Origin of the sequence: Glaesserella parasuis (assembly GCF_017352235.1) — a bacterium.
GTDB classification, from domain to species: Bacteria; Pseudomonadota; Gammaproteobacteria; order Enterobacterales; family Pasteurellaceae; genus Glaesserella; species Glaesserella parasuis.
In genome coordinates this window covers 1448206-1468455 of sequence record NZ_CP071487.1, presented here as the reverse complement: position 1 = coordinate 1468455, position 20250 = coordinate 1448206, and the positions used below count along the sequence as shown (strand labels likewise).

General features: G+C 39.7%; 25 protein-coding genes and 1 tRNA gene. 23 read left to right on the top strand and 3 right to left on the bottom strand.

Annotated elements, in window-relative coordinates; genetic code table 11:
• Nucleotides 1-175: 175 nt before the first annotated feature.
• From potC to potA, 3 genes are read right to left on the bottom strand one after another with little or no spacing between them, the layout of a single operon-like run.
• Entirely contained in the window at nucleotides 176-943 is a 768-nt protein-coding gene (gene potC / locus J1G47_RS07390) for a spermidine/putrescine ABC transporter permease PotC (protein ID WP_021109730.1), read from the bottom strand.
• Nucleotides 943-1803, bottom strand: coding sequence for a spermidine/putrescine ABC transporter permease PotB (gene potB, locus J1G47_RS07385; protein ID WP_075605523.1), 861 nt, complete (start codon nucleotides 1801-1803; stop codon nucleotides 943-945). Before potB ends, potC begins: the two co-directional genes overlap by 1 nt.
• Complete coding sequence (potA, locus tag J1G47_RS07380; protein WP_010787055.1) at nucleotides 1790-2902, bottom strand: spermidine/putrescine ABC transporter ATP-binding protein PotA; 1113 nt, start codon at nucleotides 2900-2902, stop codon at nucleotides 1790-1792. The genes potB and potA overlap by 14 nt, the downstream gene beginning before the upstream one ends.
• A gap of 408 nt (nucleotides 2903-3310) precedes the next feature.
• Here potA and argH point away from each other — a divergent pair, with 408 nt between their 5' ends.
• From argH to J1G47_RS07265, 23 genes are all read left to right on the top strand, one after another.
• On the top strand, nucleotides 3311-4687 hold the full coding sequence (argH, locus tag J1G47_RS07375; protein WP_005712996.1) for an argininosuccinate lyase: 1377 nt from the start codon (nucleotides 3311-3313) through the stop codon (nucleotides 4685-4687).
• 53 nt (nucleotides 4688-4740) lie between these two features.
• Nucleotides 4741-5544 carry a D-hexose-6-phosphate mutarotase gene (locus J1G47_RS07370; protein WP_160405376.1) on the top strand — a complete coding sequence of 268 codons (804 nt, stop codon included), beginning with the start codon at nucleotides 4741-4743 and terminating at the stop codon, nucleotides 5542-5544.
• A gap of 59 nt (nucleotides 5545-5603) precedes the next feature.
• Complete coding sequence (gene hemE, locus J1G47_RS07365) at nucleotides 5604-6668, top strand: uroporphyrinogen decarboxylase (protein WP_160405375.1); 1065 nt, start codon at nucleotides 5604-5606, stop codon at nucleotides 6666-6668.
• A gap of 9 nt (nucleotides 6669-6677) precedes the next feature.
• The gene (locus J1G47_RS07360; protein WP_005713000.1) at nucleotides 6678-7274 is read left to right on the top strand and encodes a YjaG family protein; all 597 of its coding nucleotides are present in this window, start codon (nucleotides 6678-6680) and stop codon (nucleotides 7272-7274) included.
• Between the two features lie 131 nt (nucleotides 7275-7405).
• Nucleotides 7406-7678 (top strand): HU family DNA-binding protein, encoded by a 273-nt coding sequence (locus J1G47_RS07355; RefSeq protein WP_005713002.1) that lies wholly within the window; start codon nucleotides 7406-7408, stop codon nucleotides 7676-7678.
• A gap of 114 nt (nucleotides 7679-7792) precedes the next feature.
• The gene (gene prfA / locus J1G47_RS07350; protein ID WP_005713004.1) at nucleotides 7793-8875 is read left to right on the top strand and encodes a peptide chain release factor 1; all 1083 of its coding nucleotides are present in this window, start codon (nucleotides 7793-7795) and stop codon (nucleotides 8873-8875) included.
• 12 nt (nucleotides 8876-8887) lie between these two features.
• Nucleotides 8888-9847: a DNA (cytosine-5-)-methyltransferase gene (dcm, locus tag J1G47_RS07345; protein WP_173656049.1), complete on the top strand. Its 960-nt coding sequence runs from the start codon at nucleotides 8888-8890 to the stop codon at nucleotides 9845-9847.
• Complete coding sequence (locus J1G47_RS07340) at nucleotides 9844-10587, top strand: PDDEXK family nuclease (RefSeq protein ID WP_012621914.1); 744 nt, start codon at nucleotides 9844-9846, stop codon at nucleotides 10585-10587. Before dcm ends, J1G47_RS07340 begins: the two co-directional genes overlap by 4 nt.
• A gap of 8 nt (nucleotides 10588-10595) precedes the next feature.
• Nucleotides 10596-11465 (top strand): peptide chain release factor N(5)-glutamine methyltransferase, encoded by an 870-nt coding sequence (gene prmC, locus J1G47_RS07335; protein ID WP_012621913.1) that lies wholly within the window; start codon nucleotides 10596-10598, stop codon nucleotides 11463-11465.
• Entirely contained in the window at nucleotides 11453-12319 is an 867-nt protein-coding gene (locus J1G47_RS07330) for a SirB1 family protein (protein WP_038513678.1), read from the top strand. The genes prmC and J1G47_RS07330 overlap by 13 nt, the downstream gene beginning before the upstream one ends.
• A gap of 207 nt (nucleotides 12320-12526) precedes the next feature.
• Nucleotides 12527-13381 carry a 3-deoxy-8-phosphooctulonate synthase gene (gene kdsA / locus J1G47_RS07325; protein ID WP_010787049.1) on the top strand — a complete coding sequence of 285 codons (855 nt, stop codon included), beginning with the start codon at nucleotides 12527-12529 and terminating at the stop codon, nucleotides 13379-13381.
• Between the two features lie 76 nt (nucleotides 13382-13457).
• Nucleotides 13458-14222, top strand: a complete 765-nt coding sequence (locus tag J1G47_RS07320) for a DeoR/GlpR family transcriptional regulator (protein WP_010787048.1) — start codon at nucleotides 13458-13460, stop codon at nucleotides 14220-14222.
• A 2-nt stretch (nucleotides 14223-14224) separates the two neighbouring features.
• A complete protein-coding gene (gene ubiA / locus J1G47_RS07315; protein WP_075592299.1) occupies nucleotides 14225-15097 on the top strand; it encodes a 4-hydroxybenzoate octaprenyltransferase in 873 nt (290 codons plus the stop codon).
• A gap of 98 nt (nucleotides 15098-15195) precedes the next feature.
• Nucleotides 15196-15281, top strand: a tRNA-Leu gene (locus J1G47_RS07310).
• 253 nt (nucleotides 15282-15534) lie between these two features.
• On the top strand, nucleotides 15535-16782 hold the full coding sequence (locus tag J1G47_RS07305; RefSeq protein WP_207326551.1) for a tyrosine-type recombinase/integrase: 1248 nt from the start codon (nucleotides 15535-15537) through the stop codon (nucleotides 16780-16782).
• Nucleotides 16783-16927: 145 nt separating this feature from the next.
• Nucleotides 16928-17173, top strand: coding sequence for a hypothetical protein (locus J1G47_RS07300; protein ID WP_207326550.1), 246 nt, complete (start codon nucleotides 16928-16930; stop codon nucleotides 17171-17173).
• 9 nt (nucleotides 17174-17182) lie between these two features.
• Nucleotides 17183-17971, top strand: coding sequence for a hypothetical protein (locus tag J1G47_RS07295; RefSeq protein ID WP_207326549.1), 789 nt, complete (start codon nucleotides 17183-17185; stop codon nucleotides 17969-17971).
• Nucleotides 17972-18137: 166 nt separating this feature from the next.
• Nucleotides 18138-18332 (top strand): helix-turn-helix transcriptional regulator, encoded by a 195-nt coding sequence (locus J1G47_RS07290; protein WP_005713020.1) that lies wholly within the window; start codon nucleotides 18138-18140, stop codon nucleotides 18330-18332.
• Nucleotides 18333-18356: 24 nt separating this feature from the next.
• Nucleotides 18357-18707, top strand: a complete 351-nt coding sequence (locus tag J1G47_RS07285) for a hypothetical protein (RefSeq protein WP_207326548.1) — start codon at nucleotides 18357-18359, stop codon at nucleotides 18705-18707.
• The gene (locus J1G47_RS07280; RefSeq protein ID WP_207326547.1) at nucleotides 18694-18900 is read left to right on the top strand and encodes a hypothetical protein; all 207 of its coding nucleotides are present in this window, start codon (nucleotides 18694-18696) and stop codon (nucleotides 18898-18900) included. Before J1G47_RS07285 ends, J1G47_RS07280 begins: the two co-directional genes overlap by 14 nt.
• Complete coding sequence (locus J1G47_RS07275) at nucleotides 18884-19186, top strand: hypothetical protein (RefSeq protein ID WP_160415337.1); 303 nt, start codon at nucleotides 18884-18886, stop codon at nucleotides 19184-19186. The genes J1G47_RS07280 and J1G47_RS07275 overlap by 17 nt, the downstream gene beginning before the upstream one ends.
• The gene (locus J1G47_RS07270) at nucleotides 19176-19649 is read left to right on the top strand and encodes a hypothetical protein (protein WP_160415338.1); all 474 of its coding nucleotides are present in this window, start codon (nucleotides 19176-19178) and stop codon (nucleotides 19647-19649) included. Before J1G47_RS07275 ends, J1G47_RS07270 begins: the two co-directional genes overlap by 11 nt.
• Nucleotides 19637-20050, top strand: a complete 414-nt coding sequence (locus J1G47_RS07265) for a terminase small subunit (protein WP_207326546.1) — start codon at nucleotides 19637-19639, stop codon at nucleotides 20048-20050. The genes J1G47_RS07270 and J1G47_RS07265 overlap by 13 nt, the downstream gene beginning before the upstream one ends.
• Nucleotides 20051-20250 lie beyond the last annotated feature (200 nt).

Genomic DNA, 20250 nt, shown 5'->3' with positions numbered 1-20250 from the left:
AGGCGCAATCATTATCTCCCTAAACATACCGTAAGCTCCAAAGGTTGGCTTCCTTTATTTGATAGCACCACTCAATGATACAAAACGACGATATTTAGAAAAAATAAAGAGATCCTACATAGGATCTCTTTTGTATGAAAATTAAGCTTTTGATTTAGTGTACTTGTGAATAGTATTAATCTTTCTTACGCAGAACTAACTGACTTAATACCACTAACGCAAGTGAGAATACAATCATAATAGTCGCTAACGCATTGACTTCTGGGGTTACTCCTGTTTTAACCAGTGAGAAAATCTTCAATGGTAACACTTCATAGCTTGCACTTGTCACGAAAGAAGAAACCACAACATCATCTAACGAGATGGTAAAACTTAATAACCAGCCTGAAACAATCGCAGGGAGCAACAATGGGAATAAGATTTTACGCAAAATGGTAAATTCATTCGCCCCTAAGTCTTTTGCCGCTTCTAACATTTTCGCATCGAAGTCGTTTAAACGTGAGGATACCGTCACAACCACATAAGGTAAGCAGAACGTAATATGTGCAAATAATAAAGACCAGAAGCCCAATGCCACACCAACTAACATAAATAAGGCAAGTAAAGATACTGCCATTACAATATCAGGTGACATCATTACCACAAACAACATACCACCAACAAATTGTTTTCCACGGAAACGATAGCGATAGAGTGCAATCGCTGTTAATGCACCGATTAAAGTTGCAAAAGTCGCCGAGAAAAAGGCTATGGTAATTGAGTTTGTCGCCGCTTGAATTAGCGTATCATTGTTAAATAAACGCTCATACCAGTTCCAGCTAAAACCTTTCCAGCTTAAACCATAACGGTCAGCATTAAAGGAATTGATGATTAAAATGATGATTGGAATGTACAAGAATGCGTACACGACAAACATAAAAAAGCTTTTCAATACGCGATTCATTATTCTAACTCCATTTTCTTATTCATCAGTTTATTTGCACGGTAGTACACATAAATCATTAATGCCATCAAGACAGTTAATGCAATACTGATTGCAGAGCCAAATGGCCAGTTACGCGTAACAAGGAACTCACTTTTAATGATATTACCTACAAGCAACACTTTCGCACCGCCTAATAAGTCTGCCACATAGAACATACCCATTGCAGGAAGCAAAACTAATAAGCAACCCGCCACAATTCCCGGCATTGTTAATGGAATAATTACTTTAACAAAGCGTTGGAACACATTTGCACCCAAATCTTTTGCTGCTTCTAATAAACGTCCATCAATTTTTTCAATCGAAGAATAGAGTGGCAAAATCATAAAAGGCAATAATATGTAAACCAAACCGATAATCACCGCAATTTCGGTATTTAATATACGGATTGGCTCGCTAATAATACCCAAAGATAGCAAGGTTTCGTTTAGAACGCCTTTAACGCCAAGGAAAATCTTCATTCCGTAAATACGGATAAGCGAGTTCGTCCAGAATGGCAACACCACCAAAAAGAGCAAAAATGGACGATATTTCGCAGGCAATTTTGCAATCATAAAGGCAAACGGATAGCCCACCACCAAACAAATAATGGTTGCAATCCCAGCCATACAGAGCGAGTTCCACAATACTTGTGAGTAAAGTGGATCAATCAAACGACCATAGCTTTCAAGGGAAAACGTAAATTCAATCAGATTACTACTGTCTTTGGTCATAAAACTGGTGAATAACACCAGTAAGTTCGGGATTAATACAAAGAAAATTAACCAACCGAAGATAACCGCTACAGTAATATTTTGAAATTTCTTACTAGCAGTCTTCATCGTCGAGTACAACCTCCCAGCCTTCGTGCCACGTTAATGCCACTTTTTGTCCTACAGAGTGATCCATATGCGGATCGTCTTCATTGAAGAACTCGCTCACTAACACTTTCATTTGGTTATGATCTAACACCACATTAGACTCAAGGGTCATACCTTTATAAGTACGGTCGCTAACGTGTCCAATCACCGCTTTTGCACTTTCGTTTTCATCAAGCTCTTCAATCACAATATCTTCTGGACGAAGCAATACTTTCAGTTTTTGATTTGGATGAACAGGTAATTCCGTATGAATTTCGCAAATGCGACCTTCCACATTGGCTTTTACCGTTTTTTCTGTCACACGCTCAATCACCGTTGCATCAAACACATTGATTTCGCCGATAAAACGCGCTACGAACAAGTTACTTGGTTCTTCATAGATCTCACGAGGCGAGCCATCTTGTTGGATCTTACCTTTGTTCATTACGATAATACGATCCGACATTGTTAATGCCTCTTCTTGATCGTGGGTAACGAAAATAAAGGTAATACCTAATTGACGTTGCAACTGTTTTAATTCGTGTTGCATTTCTTTACGCAATTTATAGTCAAGAGCAGAAAGCGATTCATCTAATAACAACACTTTCGGCTGATTAACCACCGCACGAGCAATCGCAATACGTTGTTGCTGACCTCCTGAAAGCTGTGACGGCTTACGCGGTGCCATTTCTTCCAAACGCACCATACGCAACGCTTCCATTACACGAGGCTTGATTTCCGCTTCTGGCACTTTTTGCATACGCAAACCGAAAGCGACATTATCAAAAATGGTCATATGAGGGAAAAGTGCATAACTTTGGAAAACCGTATTTACTGGACGTTGCTCTGCATCAACATTCGATACATCTTGTCCGTCAAGAATAATTGAACCATCAGTTAAATCTTCAAAACCTGCAATTAAACGCAATACCGTTGTTTTACCACAGCCAGACGGACCAAGAATGGTTAAAAACTCACCGTCATTAATTGTAAGATCTAAGCCATCAATAATTGTTTTTTCACCATAACGTTTCGTTATAGAACGAAGCTCAATAATTGGTTTTTGCTCTAACTTTTCCATTGATTTTTGTTTTCCCCCTAGGGCATAAATTGAGAAAATGCAAAAAAAGCTGACTAAAAATTCAGCACCTAGCAACATAATAAATATGTTCTTGAAATAGCTTGCAATGATATAGCGAATGGGGGGGGGAATGAAAGCAAAAATTTGCAATTTTAAGGAAATTATTGAAGTATCTTCTCATAATTTCAGACCAACTTTGTCTAAAGTTTTCCATAGTAAGTTTAATATTAGGCTTAGATGCATTACAAAATCGCTAGATTGTTGCATAATATTGTTACAAGATGGAAGTATAGAAACTTAATACAAATAATTATTGAGTTGAATTGCATAATTATGCATAATAATCACCAAGACAAGCGGTGAGAAACCGCCTTTTATTTGCAATTTAATTTATAAAGGATACTGGATATGGCACTTTGGGGTGGACGTTTCACACAACAAGCAGATCAACAATTCAAATATTTCAACGATTCATTACGTTTTGACTACCGCTTGGCGTTACAAGATATTGACGGCTCAATTGGTTGGGCAAAAGCCATTCATTCCGTAGGGATCATCAATCAAGCGGAATTAGTCGAATTAATTGCGGCGTTAAAGCAGTTGCGTGCAGAAGTTGCCCCTAATTTAGCCATTGTGCTACAAGAAGATGCGGAAGATATTCATAGCTGGGTTGAGCTACAACTGATTAAAAAAGTCGGCGATCTCGGTAAAAAACTGCACACAGGACGTAGCCGTAACGACCAAGTTGCCGTAGATATGAAATTATGGTGTAAAGCCCAAGTGCTTTCACTACAAGAGTCTATCCGTGCGTTACAAGAAAAATTGGTGGAAACCGCAGAAGCTAACCAACTTTCTGTAATGCCAGGTTATACCCATTTACAACGGGCTCAGCCGATCACCTTTGCCCATTGGTGTATGGCATATTACGAGATGTTAGAACGAGATTGCAGCCGTTTAACCGATGCTTATAAACGAATGAATACTTGCCCACTAGGTTCAGGGGCGTTAGCGGGTACGGCTTATGCAATCGACCGTGATTTACTCGCACAAGATCTTGGATTTGAAACCGCTACTCGCAACAGCTTAGACAGTGTATCTGACCGTGATCACGTTTTAGAACTTTTAGCGGCGGCCTCTATTAGTATGATGCACCTTTCTCGTTTTGCCGAAGATCTCATCATCTTTAACAGTGGTGAATCTCACTTTGTCGAACTCTCAGATCGTGTGACTTCAGGTTCATCATTAATGCCACAGAAGAAAAACCCTGATGCCTGTGAGCTTGTGCGTGGTAAAACTGGGCGTGTGTTTGGTGCGTTAAGCGGTTTATTAGCAACTTTAAAAGGCTTGCCGTTGGCTTACAACAAAGATATGCAGGAAGATAAAGAAGGGATTTTCGATGCGATTGAAACATGGCAAGCGTGTGTCAATATTTCAGCATTAGTGTTAGAAGATATTAAAGTCGATACTGAGCGTACCAAAGAAGCTGCACAGCAAGGTTACGCAAATGCAACAGAACTTGCAGATTACTTGGTTGCAAAAGGTATTCCGTTCCGTGAGGCACACCACATTGTTGGTGAAGCAGTAGTTTATGCAATTAGCCAGAAGAAAGCATTAGAAGAGCTAAATTTAGATAAGTTTAAACAATTCCATTCTGTGATTAATGATGATGTTTATCCGATTTTATCGTTAGACTCTTGTTTGACAAAACGCTGTGCCAAAGGCGGCGTGAACTTAGAGCGTGTAGCTGAAGCGATTGCCGCAGCAAAACAAAATCTAAATCAATAATAAGAATAGGGATGTATCGTTACATCCCTTTTGTCTATATAAAAGGAGCAAATATGACAAAACAACTTACCCCAGAGCTTGTATTGGTCGATTACAACCAAATTCCAGTGCTTGAAATTACTCACCCGAAAGTGAAAGCGAAGGTGGCTTTACAAGGTGCGCATTTATTGAGCTGGCAACCTGTTCACGCTGAGCAAGATGTTTTTTGGCTCAGTGAAGTTGAGCCGTTTGAGCAAGGCAATGCTATTCGTGGTGGCGTGCCGATTTGTTATCCGTGGTTTGGTGGTGTAAAACAACCCCCACACGGTACCGCTCGTAATCGCTTGTGGGAGCTATCTCACTATCAAGTTCAAGCGGATCAGGTCAAACTTGAATTTAGTCTGTTTGATGAAAATCAGCAATTAGAAGCAAAAATGGAGATGGAATTAGGGATAACTTGTCAGTTGCGTTTTACCCATTTAGCTCAAGGCGAAGCACAAGTGGCATTACATAGTTATTTTAATGTCAAAAACATTGAGCAGGTGGAATTGTTTGGCTTACCAGAACAGACCTTTAATTCCCTTATTCAGCAACAGCAAGCGGTTAGTTCGCCACGCAAAATTGCAGAATTAGTTGATGAGATTTATCGTGCTAACCAACAACCAACGCTGATCCAAGATCTTGGCTATTCCCGTCAAATGATGGTTGAACATCAAAATGCCAGCGAAGTGGTGGTTTGGAACCCGTGGCATAAGGCAATGAGCGGAATGAGTGAAACGGGATACCGCACGATGGTGTGCGTTGAAACTGCTCGTATTCATCAATTAGTGCAATCAGGTGAACAAGTTAGCGTGAAGATTAGCGTCAAATCCCTGTAATTTATGATATGATTTACCCTATCAAGCCCGATAGGGCATTTTTATTTTGAGAGAATAGTATGACAATGTTAAAAAATGATCGTTATTTAAAAGCATTATTGCGTGAACCTGTTGATATGACACCTGTTTGGATGATGCGTCAAGCAGGGCGTTATTTGCCTGAATATAAGGCGACTCGTGCAGAAGCAGGGGATTTTATGTCGTTATGTCGCAATGCGGATTTAGCGTGCGAAGTGACTATTCAGCCTTTACGTCGTTATGCGTTAGATGCGGCAATTTTATTCTCTGATATTTTAACTATTCCAGATGCAATGGGATTAGGCTTAAGTTTTGGAGCAGGGGAAGGCCCTAAATTTGCTCGTCCGATTGAGCGTAAAGCCGATGTCGATCATCTGCCTATTCCTGATCCTGAACAAGAACTGCAATATGTGATGAATGCGGTGCGTACCATTCGCCGTGAGTTGAAAGGCGAAGTGCCATTGATTGGTTTTTCGGGTAGCCCTTGGACATTAGCGACTTATATGGTTGAAGGTGGAAGTAGCAAAGCCTTTACCAAAATCAAAAAAATGATGTATGCCGAGCCTGCGTTGCTACACGCTCTGTTAGACAAACTGGCTGACAGCGTTATTCTTTACCTGAATGCACAAATTAAAGCTGGTTCTCAGTCGGTAATGGTCTTTGACACTTGGGGTGGCGTATTGGCACACCGTGATTACAACGAATTTTCCTTACGCTATATGCACAAAATCGTCGATGGCTTAATCCGTGAAAACGACGGAAGAAAAGTGCCTGTGACCTTATTTACAAAAGGTGGTGGTCTATGGTTGGAAGCTATCTCTGACACAGGTTGTGACGCAGTAGGATTAGACTGGACGGTAGATATTGCTGATGCTCGTCGTCGTGTCGGACACAAAGTTGCATTGCAAGGCAATATGGATCCAAGCGTACTTTATGCAAGCCCTGAACGTATCGAACAAGAAGTCAAAGCGATTTTAGCTGGCTTTGGGCAAGGCTCAGGACACGTCTTCAATCTGGGACACGGTATCCATCAAGATGTTCCGATAGAAAGTCCGAAAGTGTTTGTGGATAGCATTCACGCCTTTTCACAGCAGTATCACAAATAAGGATAACGAATGAGAAACCCTATTCATAAACGTATCGAGCGTTTTGAAACTTGGCAACATCTTACCTTTATGGCGTGTTTATGCGAACGTATGTTGCCTAACTTTCAACTCTTTTGCGAGGTCAGTAAGCGGTCAGATGATGCTAAAACTTTTCAAAATATTCTCAATTTAGTCTGGGAACATTTAACTGTCAAAGGGGCGAAAATCAATTTTGAGAACCAACTCGAAAAATTGGAAAGCATTATTCCTGATGTCAATGAATTTGATTTTTACGGCGTATTCCCTGCCGAAGATGCTTGCCAAGCATTAGCAGAAGTTTTACATAGTATTATCGCCGGAGAAACATTAGAGCAGGCAATTAAAATTAGCCAAATTTCACTTTCGACTGTGGCAACCTATTTAGAAACACAAGCTGATCGCAGTTTAAATGAACAAGAACTGAAAAATGCACCAGAAATTCAAGACGAATTAGATGTGCAATGGCAGGTTTATCGTTTGCTTAATGAATGCGAAGAAAGGGACATCGAACTTATCTTAGGGTTAAAAAATGAGATTAGAACGAGTGGAATTAGCAATGTTGGGTTAAATTTTAGTCAAAAAATGTGATTTAGCTAACAATTTTTGCATTATTTGCTTTGAGAATCGGGCAGTTTGAATTAAGCTACACGTCGCATTTTGCAATTTTATTTGGCAATTAATGCCATCTTAACTGATACACATCTTTAGAGGATAAAACTATGAACAAAACTGAGTTAGTCGATGCAATCGCAGCAGGTGCAGATTTAAGCAAGAAAGATGCTAAAGCAGCATTAGAAGCAACTTTAAACGCAATTTCTGAAAGCCTTAAAAAAGGTGATTCTGTTCAACTTATCGGTTTCGGTACTTTCAAGGTAAATCACCGTAAAGCTCGTACAGGTCGCAATCCAAAAACTAACGAAGCAATCGAAATCCCAGCAGCTAACGTTCCAGCATTCGTTGCAGGTAAAGCATTAAAAGACTTAGTAAAATAATTCCTTTACAAAGTGTTTTGCTAGAAGCCTAGAGAATATCTAGGCTTTTTTGCGTTTATCAGATTGTGATTTTCCGTTACAATAGCGATATTTGAAATACAGATAAACAAAACAATGAAAGCATCTATTATTAATAAACTAGACAGCCTAAGCGAACGCCACGAAGAGCTACAAGCCTTATTGGGCGACGCAACAATCATCAGCGATCAAGAAAAATTCTGTGCTTATTCCAAAGAATACTCTCAGTTGGAAGAAGTGGTTAGCACCTTTAATCGTTGGAAGAAATTACATAGCGACATCGAAGAAGCACAAATCTTACTTGATGATCCTGATATGAAAGAGATAGCAGCTGAAGAGATTGAAGCAAACAAAGCTGAAATCGAACAGCTTGAGCAAAACTTACAAATCTTATTACTACCGAAAGATCCGAATGATGAATATAACTGTTTCCTTGAAATCCGTGCTGGCACAGGCGGTGATGAAGCAGGTATTTTCGCAGGAGATTTATACCGTATGTACAGCCGTTATGCAGAAAGCAAACGCTGGAGAATTGAAGAATTAAGCGCTAACGAAAGTGAACAAGGCGGATATAAAGAGATTATCGTCAAAATCAGTGGTGAAGGCGTTTATGGACAGCTCAAATTCGAGTCGGGTGGTCACCGTGTACAACGTGTACCGAAAACCGAATCACAAGGGCGTATTCACACTTCCGCTTGTACGGTTGCAGTAATGCCTGAGTTACCAGAAAGCGAAATGCCAGAAATTAACCCTGCGGATCTGCGTATTGATACCTACCGTTCATCAGGGGCGGGTGGTCAGCACGTGAATACCACTGACTCTGCGGTGCGTATTACCCACATTCCAACAGGTATTGTGGTGGAGTGTCAAGACGAACGTTCACAACACAAAAACAAAGCTAAAGCACTTGCTGTACTTGCTTCACGCATTGTCCAAGTTGAGAAAGAAAAACAAGCACAAGAGCAAGCAGATACTCGCCGTAACCTACTCGGCTCGGGCGACCGCTCAGACAAAATCCGTACTTACAATTACCCACAAGGTCGTGTAACGGATCACCGCATTAACTTAACCGTTTACCGTTTAGACGAAGTGATGAACGGCAAAATCGACGAGTTAATTCAGCCGATTATTACCGAATATCAAGCGGATCAGTTGGCGGCGTTGTCGGATCAGAATTAATTAAGGAATTGTATGAGTTATCTTACATTTATGGATTTTTGCTCTGGTATTGGAGGAGGGCGATTAGGATTAGAGCTTAATGGTATGCAGTGTGTTGGGCATAGTGAGATCGATCCTGAACCAGATACTACTTATCAGATTTTCTTTAATGATCGGAACAATCTTGGGGACTTGACACAAATTGATATCCAAAAACTTCCTGACTTTGATGTAATGCTGGCAGGATTTCCTTGCCAGACATTTTCGATAGCTGGAAAAAGAGAAGGTTTTGAAGATGATAGAGGGCAGATTATTTATCATCTCGCGGATATTTTAACGTGGAAAAAAGTTCCTTATTTTATTCTAGAAAATGTAAAGGGATTAGTTAATCATAATAAAGGTCAGACACTAAAATCTATTATTCAGTTATTAGAACAATGTGGTTATGATGTTTATTATCAAGTATTAGATAGCCAATTTTATGGGGTTCCACAAATGCGAGAGCGTATTTATTTTGTTGGGATCCGTAAAGACATAAAGCATAAACCTTTTGAATTCCCAACCCCTGAACCAATTAAAGATATTGCTGAATGTTTAATTGAAGAACGAGATTATATATTTGATGAAAATAATCCGACTTTTCAAAAATACCTTCATAATAAATATAATAACAATAAAGTAGAACTGAATAATATCTTGCAAAAAGATTATCAAGTTATTGATTGGCGTCAATCTGATTTTAGATGCTATGAAAAGAAATCCCCAACCTTACGAACAGGGCGGCACGGGATCTTATATACAAAAGATGGTAAGTTACGTAAATTAAGTGGCTATGAAGCCCTGTTACTGCAAGGATTTCCTAAACACATTGCAAGTAAAGTCGTAGAATATAATATCCCTGAAAATAAAATTTTATCTCAAGCAGGAAATGCAATGACAGTTACGGTTATTCAGAAAATTGCTGAACAATTATTAAAGGTAATTGAAAAATGAATTTAGTTGAATTAGGTTCAAGAACGGCTCACAATGGTTTTAAAAATGAACAAGATATTGCGGAACGTTTTAATCAATGGCAATCTTCATTAGAAGCACAGCAATGGCTAACTATAATGGGCTATGATTTAACAAAAATTATGTCGGTTAAAGCTATTGTATTGCATGGCTATAAAGCAGATATAAATGTAAAAATTTTTGTATTTATGCAAGAGGCTGTTGATATACGTAATATCCAAGTAAAACTAGTGAGTAATAAGAAAGGATTTAATCAAATTGATAAAAGATGGGTTAGAAATTATCAAGAAATGTGGAATTTTGATGATCGGCTCTTAATTTTATTAAAATATTTTACAGGAGAATTACCACCTTATTTAAGTGGAACTAAGAGTAAAAAACGAATGTTTATTACAGAATTTTCTCTTGAAGAACAACATTTGATTTTGAATTGGTTTCAACAAAATAAAATTCTTGTGCTAACTGATATTATTCGGGGAAGAGGAGATTTTTCTGCTGAATGGGTATTAGTAGCCCAAAAAATACAGAATAATGCACGCTGGGTATTAAAAAATATTAATGATGTTCTACAGCATTATGGACAAGGCGATATTAGTATTTCACCAAGAGGCTCAATAAAATTTGGGAGAATTACTATTCAACGTAAAGGAGGAGATAATGGTAGAGATACAGCTAATATGTTGCAGTTTAAAATAGATCCAACCGAATTATTTGATATTTAATAAAGAATATGACCTACCAACAATGGCTCACCTTTGCCGAACAAACCTTGCTTGAAAACGGATCACAAGATCCGTTTTTAAACGCCAAAGCCGATGCCAACATTCTGCTACAAGCGGTAACAAAACGTTCAAAATCTGCAATTTTTGCTTTTGCTGAAACAGAACTGAACGAAAGCGAGCTACGCCAACTTGCCGAGCTACTCGCTCGCCGAGCCAAAGGCGAACCGATGGCATACATCTTGGGCGAAAAAGAGTTTTGGTCGTTGCCTTTGGCGGTATCCACGGCAACCTTAATTCCCCGCCCTGATACGGAACGTTTGGTAGAAGTTGCGTTGGAATGGGCATACAAGCGGTTAGATTCAAGTAAAAATTTGCAAATTCTTGATCTTGGTACAGGAACGGGGGCGATTGCTTTAGCATTAGCGAGTGAATTGGGAACCAAAGCAGAGATTATTGGGATAGATAAACAGCCTGATGCGGTGCAACTGGCAGAGAAAAATCGCCAGAAATTAGGATTTGAAAATGTCCGCTTTTTACAAAGCGATTGGTTTGAAGCCTTGAAAAATCAACGCTTTGATCTTATTGTGAGTAATCCGCCTTACATTGATAAAGACGATGAAAATTTAACACAAGGTGATGTTCGTTTTGAACCATTAACCGCACTGGTTGCCGAACAAAACGGGCTGAGCGATTTGCAAAAAATTATCCAAAACGCACCGCTTTATTTAACCCCAAACGGGGCATTAATGTTAGAACACGGCTGGCAACAAGCTGCGAGTGTTCAAGATATTTTCCAACAAAATCAATGGAATGCAGTCACTACGTTCCAAGATTATGGCGGTAATGATAGAGTAACAGTAGCAATATGGACAACATAATTAACGATATTTTCCAAGAGATTAAAAAGCCTAAAAGCGTGGTAAATAAAGTTCAGCTTCAGAAATTTCTTTACCGTGAGTTAGTTCGCTTAACCTTGATGATTGACGATAACCTGTCTGAACCGCAGGTGTTAGGCTTGATGTCGGCACTTGTAAAAAGAGCTCGCTATGATGTGAATGGGGAAAGCGATGAAGAACGTTTACACCAACTATTGAGATTGGTTTATCAAGAATGGGGCTTTCATTGTCATCACGCTGAGTATTTCTATACAGATAACCTATTGATTAATAAGGTTATTCGTAAATTTCGTGGAATGCCGGTCTCTTTAGGGGCAGTGGTGCTTTATTTGGCGGCTTCGCTGAATTTACCCTTGTACCCCGTCAATTTCCCGACGCAATTAATTTTGCGTGCTGAATTGAAAAATGAGCAAGGCAGAACAGAGGTGAAATTTATCAATCCGTGGGATGGCTCTGAGCTAAGCCGTGAAAAATTGGAAAAATGGCTCGAAGGGGAAATGGGCTACGGCGTAGAATTAAACCAAGAGTATTTGCGTATTGCGGAAGAAGATGAGCTATTAGAGCGGTTAGAAACGGTATTTAAAATGGCTTTAACTCGTGAAGGTAAATATGAAGAAGCACTGCGTTTAATCGAATATCGATTGGCTATTAGTCCTGAAGATCCTTATGAAATCCGTGATCGTGGAATGATTTTAGCGAGTATGGATTGCTATCAAGCAGCTTTTGATGATTTAAGCTATTTTATCGATCAATGCCCTGACGATCCTTCTGCAATGATGTTAAAACTTGAAATTGCAGGGCTTGAGAAACAGAGTAAGGCGAGTGTTTTACATTAAATACAAACATTCTCTCCCGCTTGCGGGAGAGAGACAGCTAAAAATAGCGTGAGGCTATTTTGAGCAGAGAGAGGGCGCAAGCGGTTAGATTTGGTGAAATATTTGCAAAGCCCTCTCCCTCCGCAAATTCTGCGAATTTGCTCCACCCTCTCCCGTAAACGGGAGAGGGAAATCATATTTAGTTTGCGAAATTATTAAGGATTTCTTATGCAACAAAAAACAATCTCTCTCGGCAATATCGACATTGCAAATAACAAACCTTTCGTATTATTCGGGGGAATGAACGTACTTGAAAGCCGTGATATGGCAATGCAAGTCTGTGAAAAATATGTCGAAGTTACGCAAAGATTAGGCGTGCCTTATGTCTTTAAAGCTTCATTCGACAAAGCAAACCGCTCATCTATTCACTCTTATCGTGGGCCTGGTATGGAAGAAGGTTTAAAAATTTTCCAAGAGTTGAAAGACACATTCGGTGTCAAAATCATCACCGACGTACACGAAATCTATCAATGCCAGCCTGTTGCAGAGGTGGTTGATATTATCCAGCTACCTGCATTCCTTGCTCGTCAAACAGATTTAGTCGAAGCAATGGCACGTACAGGTGCAGTTATCAACGTGAAAAAACCACAATTTTTAAGCCCAGGACAAATGGGAAATATCGTAGAAAAAATCGAAGAGTGCGGTAACGATAAAGTGATTTTATGTGACCGTGGCACAAACTTTGGCTACGATAATTTAGTCGTGGATATGCTTGGTTTTAACGTAATGAAAAAAGTGTCAAAAGGTTGCCCAGTGATCTTTGATGTCACCCACTCATTGCAATGCCGTGACCCATTTGGCGCAGCGTCAGGCGGTCGCCGTGATCAAGTCACCAAACTTGCCCGTGCAGGTATGGCGATTGGTTTGGCAGGTTTATTCCTAGAAGCTCATCCAGATCCAAACAAAGCAAAATGCGACGGTCCATCAGCCCTTCCGTTGTCTAAGTTAGAAGCCTTTGTTTCTCAAATGAAAGCGATTGATGATCTCGTGAAATCTTTTGAAGAGATTGATACGTCTAATTAAGTTTATCTGTAGGGGCACACTACATAAGCGGTCACTTTTAGGAAAAATTTTGCAAATGTGAATTGGGAGAATAAAAATGAAACAGTCCATTCGCCACAATAAAATTATCGAATTGGTTAATCAATTAGGCTATGTCAGCACGGAAGAGCTTGTTGCTCAATTGAATGTGAGCTCTCAAACAATCCGACGAGATCTGAATGAACTTGCCGAAAATAACTTAATTCGCCGACATCACGGCGGTGCAGGTGCGCCTTCTACCAGTGAAAATAGCGATTACATTGAACGTAAACGGTTCTTCTCTCTGCAAAAAGAGTGTATCGGAATGAAAGTCGCTGAGATGATCCCTGATGGTGCTTCACTTTTTATTGACATTGGCACTACCCCTGAAGCAGTTGCCTTTGCACTACTTTCCCATAAAAACCTTCGAATCGTCACCAATAATTTAAACGCCGCTCATATCCTTAAAGAAAAAGAAGATTTTCAAATTACAATTGCAGGCGGCGGTTTACGCACCGATGGCGGTATTATTGGCGAAGCAACCGTCAATTTCATCAATCAATTTCGTTTAGATTACTGCATTTTAGGCATTAGTGCGGTAGAATCTGATGGCTCAATGATGGATTATGATTACCACGAAGTACAAGTTAAACGTGCGTTAATGCGAAATGCTCGCAATGTGGTTCTTGTTACCGATCATTCCAAATTTGCTCGCAATGCGATTGTGCGTTTAGGTGATGTCAGAGAAGTGAATTATCTCTTTACTGATCGCCCATTGCCAATAGAATTGCAAAACCATCTTATTCACAGTGATGTCGCTGTGCATATTTGTAACGAAAAATAAGAATGAAATCACATTTTAGTCAAGACAAATGGTTGGCTTATATGCAATTAATGCGTTTAGATAAGCCAATCGGTACTTTTTTATTACTTTGGCCGACCTTATGGGCGTTATTTGCAGTGGCAGATGACGTTCCGCCTTTACCTATTTTAATCATCTTTGTGCTTGGCGTAATTGTGACGCGTGCGGCAGGCTGTGTCATCAACGATTATGCCGATCGCCACATTGACGGTAACGTAAAACGAACATCACAACGTCCACTTGCCACAGGCAGAGCCACAGCAAAAGAAGCCAAAATACTCTTTGCCACACTGATTTTTATTGCCTTTCTGTTGGTATTACAATTAAACCTTTATACTCTTGGCTTATCTGTGATTGCCGTTGCTTTAGCCACTGTTTATCCTTTTATGAAACGTTACACACATTTACCCCAATTTGTACTGGGAATGGCGTTTGGTTGGTCAATTCCAATGGCATACGGAGCGGTAAGTGAAACCTTACCCCTAGAGTGTTGGCTACTCTTTTTTGCTAATCTTGCTTGGACGGTTGCTTACGACACCCAATATGCAATGGTGGATAGAGATGATGATTTACGAATCGGTGTAAAATCAACTGCAATTTTATTTGCTCAATACGACAATAAAATTATTGCCTTATTGCAAGCAACTGCATTAGTCCTACTCACGATTTTTGGAAAAATAAGCCACTATTCAACCGCTTACTTTATTGCATTAGGGATAACTGCTACCTTATTTATCTACCAATGCAAACTCACCAAACAACGTGAACGAGAAGCCTGTTTCAAAGCCTTTTTAAATAATCACTATGTAGGAATGGGGATCTTTATTTCGATTTTAATCGGCATTTACACCGCCTAGTATTGAAATAGTGTTGAAAATAAAAACAACCGATTGAAACCACACGATTTTTACTTGCAACCTTAACCGAAGCCCCCTATAATGCACCCATTCAGCTTGCCAGTGTGGCGAAATCGGTAGACGCAGCGGATTCAAAATCCGCCGCCCATAAAGCGTGTCGGTTCGAGTCCGACCACTGGCACCAACACACAATTAAACCGCTCTTTAGCGGTTTTTTTATTTCTTATTTTTTCGTTCATTTTAATACACTATCACCATATACCACAAGGCTTCAAGCTACTTTCTACTTTTCCTATTCTTTCGTATTCGTTCGCATTTATACATTTACAACCGCAAATTTTAGGGGTATATTTAGGGGTATGAAATCCACTTTATACCCTTAAATCTTTTTTAGGGGGAACGTACCCCTAAAAACACGTTAAAGCTAGGTAGAACGTATGGCAAGACCTGCTAAAGAGCTTCATAAAACCACAATACAAAATGCAAAACCTGCCGAAACTGATTATAAGATGATGGACGGAAAGGGACTTTTTCTATTGGTGAAAAAGAACGGTTCTAAAATATGGCGGTTTAGGTATGTTCGTCCAAATACAGGCAAGCAGACTGATTTAAGTTTAGGCGAGCTAAAAAAACTATCACTAGCACAAGCAAGAGTTTTACGTGATGAATACCGCTTGCTTATTTCCAAAGGGATTGACCCGCAAATTCACCGTAAAGAACAAGAGCAAGCGAAACAGCTACAGCAAGAAAACAGTTTTTTAAATGTGTGTGAGCGTTGGTTTAGGGATATTTATCCTTTGAAAGCTCACAATGAAGAAACGAGGCGGAAGAATTGGGAGCGGTTGGAAAGGCACGTTTTCCCTATCATTGGCAATTTACCGCTGGAAGAAATCAAACCTCGATTGTTGGTGGGGCTGTATTCTCAAATTGGGGCAAGTAATACGCTAGATAAATTACACCGCTTGATTAAAGCCACAATGGATCACGGCATTAAATTAGGCATTATCGAAAGCCACAATTGCAACATTGCAAAAGATGATTTTATTGCACCGCTGGCAAAAAATCACCCTGCGATTATGCCCGATGAATTACCCGAGCTATTAACGGCTATGAATAACGCCTATTTAAGCAAGAGAATTAAGCCTAATACATTACTAGCTTTTAACCTGACTATGCTTACAGGCTTGAGACAAACCGAGCTTACAAGGCTTGAATGGCGGTTTATTGATGAAAGTGAGCAGTATTTTATTATTCCAGCCAAGCGAATGAAGCAATCTAGGAAGATGAAAGAGCAACCGATAGATCACATTATCCCGATTTCGTCACAAATGGCACGGTTACTAGCCACAATCCGCCAAAGATACGGTTACAGCCGTTATATTTTCCCGAGTACAGAAAGCAACAGCGGAACCATTGGCAAGGACACCGTAGCAAAAGCATTAAGAGAAAACGGCTACGAGGGCAAGCAAGACGCACACGGTATCAGATCGATATTTAGAACCTATTTAACCAGTATAGGCGTTCCCGTGGTGGTTGCTGAGCTTGCTCTAGCTCACCATTCAATAGGTAAAGAGAAAACGCAAGCAGTCTATGACCGCTGGCAATTTATGGAAGAACGTAAGCAAGCATTACAAGCTGTAGGCGATTATTGCGAGCAATGCGGAATGATGTTTGAAATTGAGTAAATAACAGATTTTTGGCGGAAATTGACCGCTTGTAACGAACAAAGAACAACTAGGCTAGGAGTAATTAACCGAGCTGAAAGAAAGCATTAACGCCCTATTTGCTTTTTGTTGTTCTTTCCTTTCACTAATAGGGCGAGGGGCGATTATGGAAGACCAAGAATATATTAGCCTTTATGATTTTATCGAATGGGCAAAAGAAAACTACAGCAGTTACACCGACACAGCAAGTGATTTAATCCGCTTGCTTGATGGGAAATCATTACAACTTTACCGCAGATATGGCGGAATAAAGCCTAGTATTGAAAAAGAGCGTACGAGCTTAAAACAAGCCCTAGAGTTTGTAGCAAGATGTGACGGCTACAAAGATTATGATGATGATATTCCATTTTAGGCGGTAACTATGAATTTAAATGACTTTCAAAACTTACTTTTAAATCGTGAAGAATTAGAAAAGGCGTTAGGCGTAACAATTAACAAAGCAAACGGGAATAATGACTTTTCAGAAGATTATAAAATGTTTGCAGAATTAAGATTGCACGATGTTGTTTGTTTATACCTTGATTTATATCCTTTAGATTGGAAGGCACGCCAACACCCACGCTATGAAATTATTTATAATGCTATTCAACAATCAGCAGAAAATAACTATATTCCAGCAAGAATAGAACACGATATAAACGGCAATATCACTGATGTTTATTTAGCACACGACACCGCCAAGCAATGGGCGAAAACGCACGGCTTAAAATGGAATGTTCCACCATACCGCCCACTAACCGCAGAAACTAACACCATAACAAACAATAACAACACTGACGAAGTAGCACACTTAAACGCTATCATTGAGCAACAGGCAAAAGAAATTACAGAACTCAAAGCTGAAATAGAGAACCTGAAAAAACCTGAAACGGCTCAAAGTGCGGTCAATTACGATGAATATTCAATTTATGGGCATACCAGTGAAAATTTAGCATTGCTTTTTACATTAGCAAATAAAATAGCTAGCAAATGCGATCCTGATAATCCGCATTCTTACCCTAACAAAGATGATTTTTTAAATTATGTTAAAAAATATCATAGTGACAGTAGCAAGCTAAGCGAGGCATTTTATCAAATATTAACGCCTGAAAAAGTGAAAAATAAAGGTAGAACACCGAAAGGAGTAGAGACCTTTAAAGGCTTTATTTAACAAGGTTTAACGCTATTTTATGGGCTTATCTCAAATAAGGGATATAGCCCTTTTTTATTGCCAAAAGTCTACATACCTTACAAGACTATTCAGTCTATAACCATCAAGAAAACACGCCCACAATACGCCCCGAATACAAAAACAACAACGCAAAGGAGCGTAAAAGATGGAAACATTAAACCCAACCCAAACCACCCACCAAAAACAATTACTTGATGTTCAAGAAGTGAAAGCTATCACAGGGCATTCAGTCACCACTATTTACAAATACGTTAAGGAGGGCATTTTTCCACAACCTAAAAAATGTGGCCGTTCCACTCGTTGGAGATTGGCGGACATTATGGAATATGTAAACAGCTAAGGCACATTCACGAGGTAACATCTTATGAAACAACTTATCTACCCAACCCGAAAAGCAAAATCTATCACCGCACTACTAGAACACCCACAAGGGATTAGCGGGCGAGAGATTGACTTTAAATACTTCATCAATAGCGGGCGTAATGAGGTGACGGAATTACCAAGACTACACAATATCGCCATTCACAAAACCGAAAGACCAAACCAATACGGAACAGGTACTTACACGATTTACCGCTTACCCAATACAAAAGAAGCCTTGAAAGCTATCACCTTGCTAAATGGTGAGCGTACTAAATGTGGTTTACCAATGCTGACCGAGTACGAAACACAACGCTATTTATCACAGTTTAGGGGGAAGAATGCGAGTAAATAAAAACCTGCTCACTGAGCAACAGGAGCAAATCAACGAAGCGATTAAATTATTAGAGGCTTGTATCTACGGGGCAGTATTAGGTAGCGATGGCGAGCCACTTACACAAACTGAAATCATTGAAGCAGTGATTGAAATGCTGAAAGGAGAAGATCGGCACTACGCTGAAGAGGTAGCAAATGACCGCAGTAATTAAATGCGTAATCGCCAAAATGAACCCTCTTGTAATGGATATGGCAATTAAGTACTACATTGAAAACGGCTCTAAAACGCCTCTATTCACGTTTAAGAGCTTGTATTCAGATGATGAACCTTACCCATTAGATGAATTGCTAATCGTGTTATCTGAGCGAATAGAAACGCTAGCGAGGGAATTTCAAGCAATGCCAAGCGATAGCCTATTACTTCAGTTATCGCCACTACGGAAGAAGTTTAATTCTTTGTACAAGATTTCAGTTAAGGAGCAAAACAATGACAAATAACGAACAAGAAAAAACACTTAAATATGACCTATCACCCAAAGGGATTGGCGAGCTAATGAAAGCACCGATTAAAGCAACGTTAAGCAGTTTAGATTTTCCCTATATTCGCATTGAGCAACAACAAGACGACAACGGCAAACCGTTTTATATCGGTATTTTGTGGTTAGAAATGGGCGATCAAATCATAATTGAAATGGCGGGAGCTACCGCATTTAAAGAAGCTCTAGCAATTATTGCTTATCAACAACAAGCCACCCAAACACCGTTACTGATTGATGATGAAGTGGCGGACAGTATCAGATATTTCTACGAGCATTCTCAATACGGTGACGGCGTAAATCCATTGATTGAACACTATACAGGTAATGAAATCACGTTGGAAATGATGGCTAAGGCTAATCGCAAACAAGTAGATTTGCTCTTTATGGAAAAATGCATTAAGGGGGAGCAATGCCAACCTTAGACAGACCAAAGCAAGAAAATTTTGCTCAGTATTTTGTAGAAACGGGCAACGCAAGCGAAGCCTATCGCAAGGCTTATAAAGCGGACGGAATGAAACCCGAAACGGTTCACCGCAAAGCAAAAGAGCTAATGGATAACGGCAAGATTACGGCAAGGATTGAGGAACTACAAGCTGAACACATAGAGCGACACAAACTGACAGTAGATGATTTACTAGATGAGCTAGAGGTAGCCAGAGAAAAGGCTTTAGAACGTGGGCAGTTAAGCGTTGCAGTATCAGCCACAATGGGAAAAGCAAAGTTACTAGGCTTTGACAAACAGGTTATCGATCATACAAGCTCTGACGGCTCACTTCGCCCTACGGTTATTGAGTTGGTAGCACCAAATGAAAATACAGCCTAGGGGTTTTACTCAAAAATGAGAAAAACACTAGAACCTGAGAAAACCTGAGATTTAATGAACTTTCGCCACCTTAATTTTAAGGAGGCTAAATATATCGACGAACAAGGCAAAGCTAGAACAATCTGCCTTGTATTTCTTACGCAATCATTTGCCAATGGTGGCATAAAACAAAGCCCCTTAGCCTAAACACTAAGGGGCAA

Excerpts from the sequence above, each read along its gene's own strand:
- J1G47_RS07370 (WP_160405376.1), top strand. The coding sequence starts at position 4,741 with ATGACAAAACAACTTACCCCAGAGCTTGTATTGGTCGATTACAACCAA.
- J1G47_RS07280 (WP_207326547.1), top strand. The coding sequence starts at position 18,694 with ATGCGAGTAAATAAAAACCTGCTCACTGAGCAACAGGAGCAAATCAAC.
- J1G47_RS07330 (WP_038513678.1), top strand. The coding sequence starts at position 11,453 with ATGGACAACATAATTAACGATATTTTCCAAGAGATTAAAAAGCCTAAA.
- J1G47_RS07300 (WP_207326550.1), top strand. The coding sequence starts at position 16,928 with ATGGAAGACCAAGAATATATTAGCCTTTATGATTTTATCGAATGGGCA.
- potB (WP_075605523.1), bottom strand. The coding sequence starts at position 1,803 with ATGAAGACTGCTAGTAAGAAATTTCAAAATATTACTGTAGCGGTTATC.
- potC (WP_021109730.1), bottom strand. The coding sequence starts at position 943 with ATGAATCGCGTATTGAAAAGCTTTTTTATGTTTGTCGTGTACGCATTC.
- J1G47_RS07270 (WP_160415338.1), top strand. The coding sequence starts at position 19,176 with ATGACAAATAACGAACAAGAAAAAACACTTAAATATGACCTATCACCC.
- dcm (WP_173656049.1), top strand. The coding sequence starts at position 8,888 with ATGAGTTATCTTACATTTATGGATTTTTGCTCTGGTATTGGAGGAGGG.
- J1G47_RS07295 (WP_207326549.1), top strand. The coding sequence starts at position 17,183 with ATGAATTTAAATGACTTTCAAAACTTACTTTTAAATCGTGAAGAATTA.
- J1G47_RS07355 (WP_005713002.1), top strand. The coding sequence starts at position 7,406 with ATGAACAAAACTGAGTTAGTCGATGCAATCGCAGCAGGTGCAGATTTA.
- J1G47_RS07285 (WP_207326548.1), top strand. The coding sequence starts at position 18,357 with ATGAAACAACTTATCTACCCAACCCGAAAAGCAAAATCTATCACCGCA.
- prfA (WP_005713004.1), top strand. The coding sequence starts at position 7,793 with ATGAAAGCATCTATTATTAATAAACTAGACAGCCTAAGCGAACGCCAC.
- J1G47_RS07265 (WP_207326546.1), top strand. The coding sequence starts at position 19,637 with ATGCCAACCTTAGACAGACCAAAGCAAGAAAATTTTGCTCAGTATTTT.
- hemE (WP_160405375.1), top strand. The coding sequence starts at position 5,604 with ATGACAATGTTAAAAAATGATCGTTATTTAAAAGCATTATTGCGTGAA.
- ubiA (WP_075592299.1), top strand. The coding sequence starts at position 14,225 with ATGAAATCACATTTTAGTCAAGACAAATGGTTGGCTTATATGCAATTA.
- J1G47_RS07340 (WP_012621914.1), top strand. The coding sequence starts at position 9,844 with ATGAATTTAGTTGAATTAGGTTCAAGAACGGCTCACAATGGTTTTAAA.
- J1G47_RS07320 (WP_010787048.1), top strand. The coding sequence starts at position 13,458 with ATGAAACAGTCCATTCGCCACAATAAAATTATCGAATTGGTTAATCAA.
- argH (WP_005712996.1), top strand. The coding sequence starts at position 3,311 with ATGGCACTTTGGGGTGGACGTTTCACACAACAAGCAGATCAACAATTC.
- J1G47_RS07305 (WP_207326551.1), top strand. The coding sequence starts at position 15,535 with ATGGCAAGACCTGCTAAAGAGCTTCATAAAACCACAATACAAAATGCA.
- J1G47_RS07275 (WP_160415337.1), top strand. The coding sequence starts at position 18,884 with ATGACCGCAGTAATTAAATGCGTAATCGCCAAAATGAACCCTCTTGTA.
- potA (WP_010787055.1), bottom strand. The coding sequence starts at position 2,902 with ATGGAAAAGTTAGAGCAAAAACCAATTATTGAGCTTCGTTCTATAACG.
- prmC (WP_012621913.1), top strand. The coding sequence starts at position 10,596 with ATGACCTACCAACAATGGCTCACCTTTGCCGAACAAACCTTGCTTGAA.
- J1G47_RS07360 (WP_005713000.1), top strand. The coding sequence starts at position 6,678 with ATGAGAAACCCTATTCATAAACGTATCGAGCGTTTTGAAACTTGGCAA.
- kdsA (WP_010787049.1), top strand. The coding sequence starts at position 12,527 with ATGCAACAAAAAACAATCTCTCTCGGCAATATCGACATTGCAAATAAC.
- J1G47_RS07290 (WP_005713020.1), top strand. The coding sequence starts at position 18,138 with ATGGAAACATTAAACCCAACCCAAACCACCCACCAAAAACAATTACTT.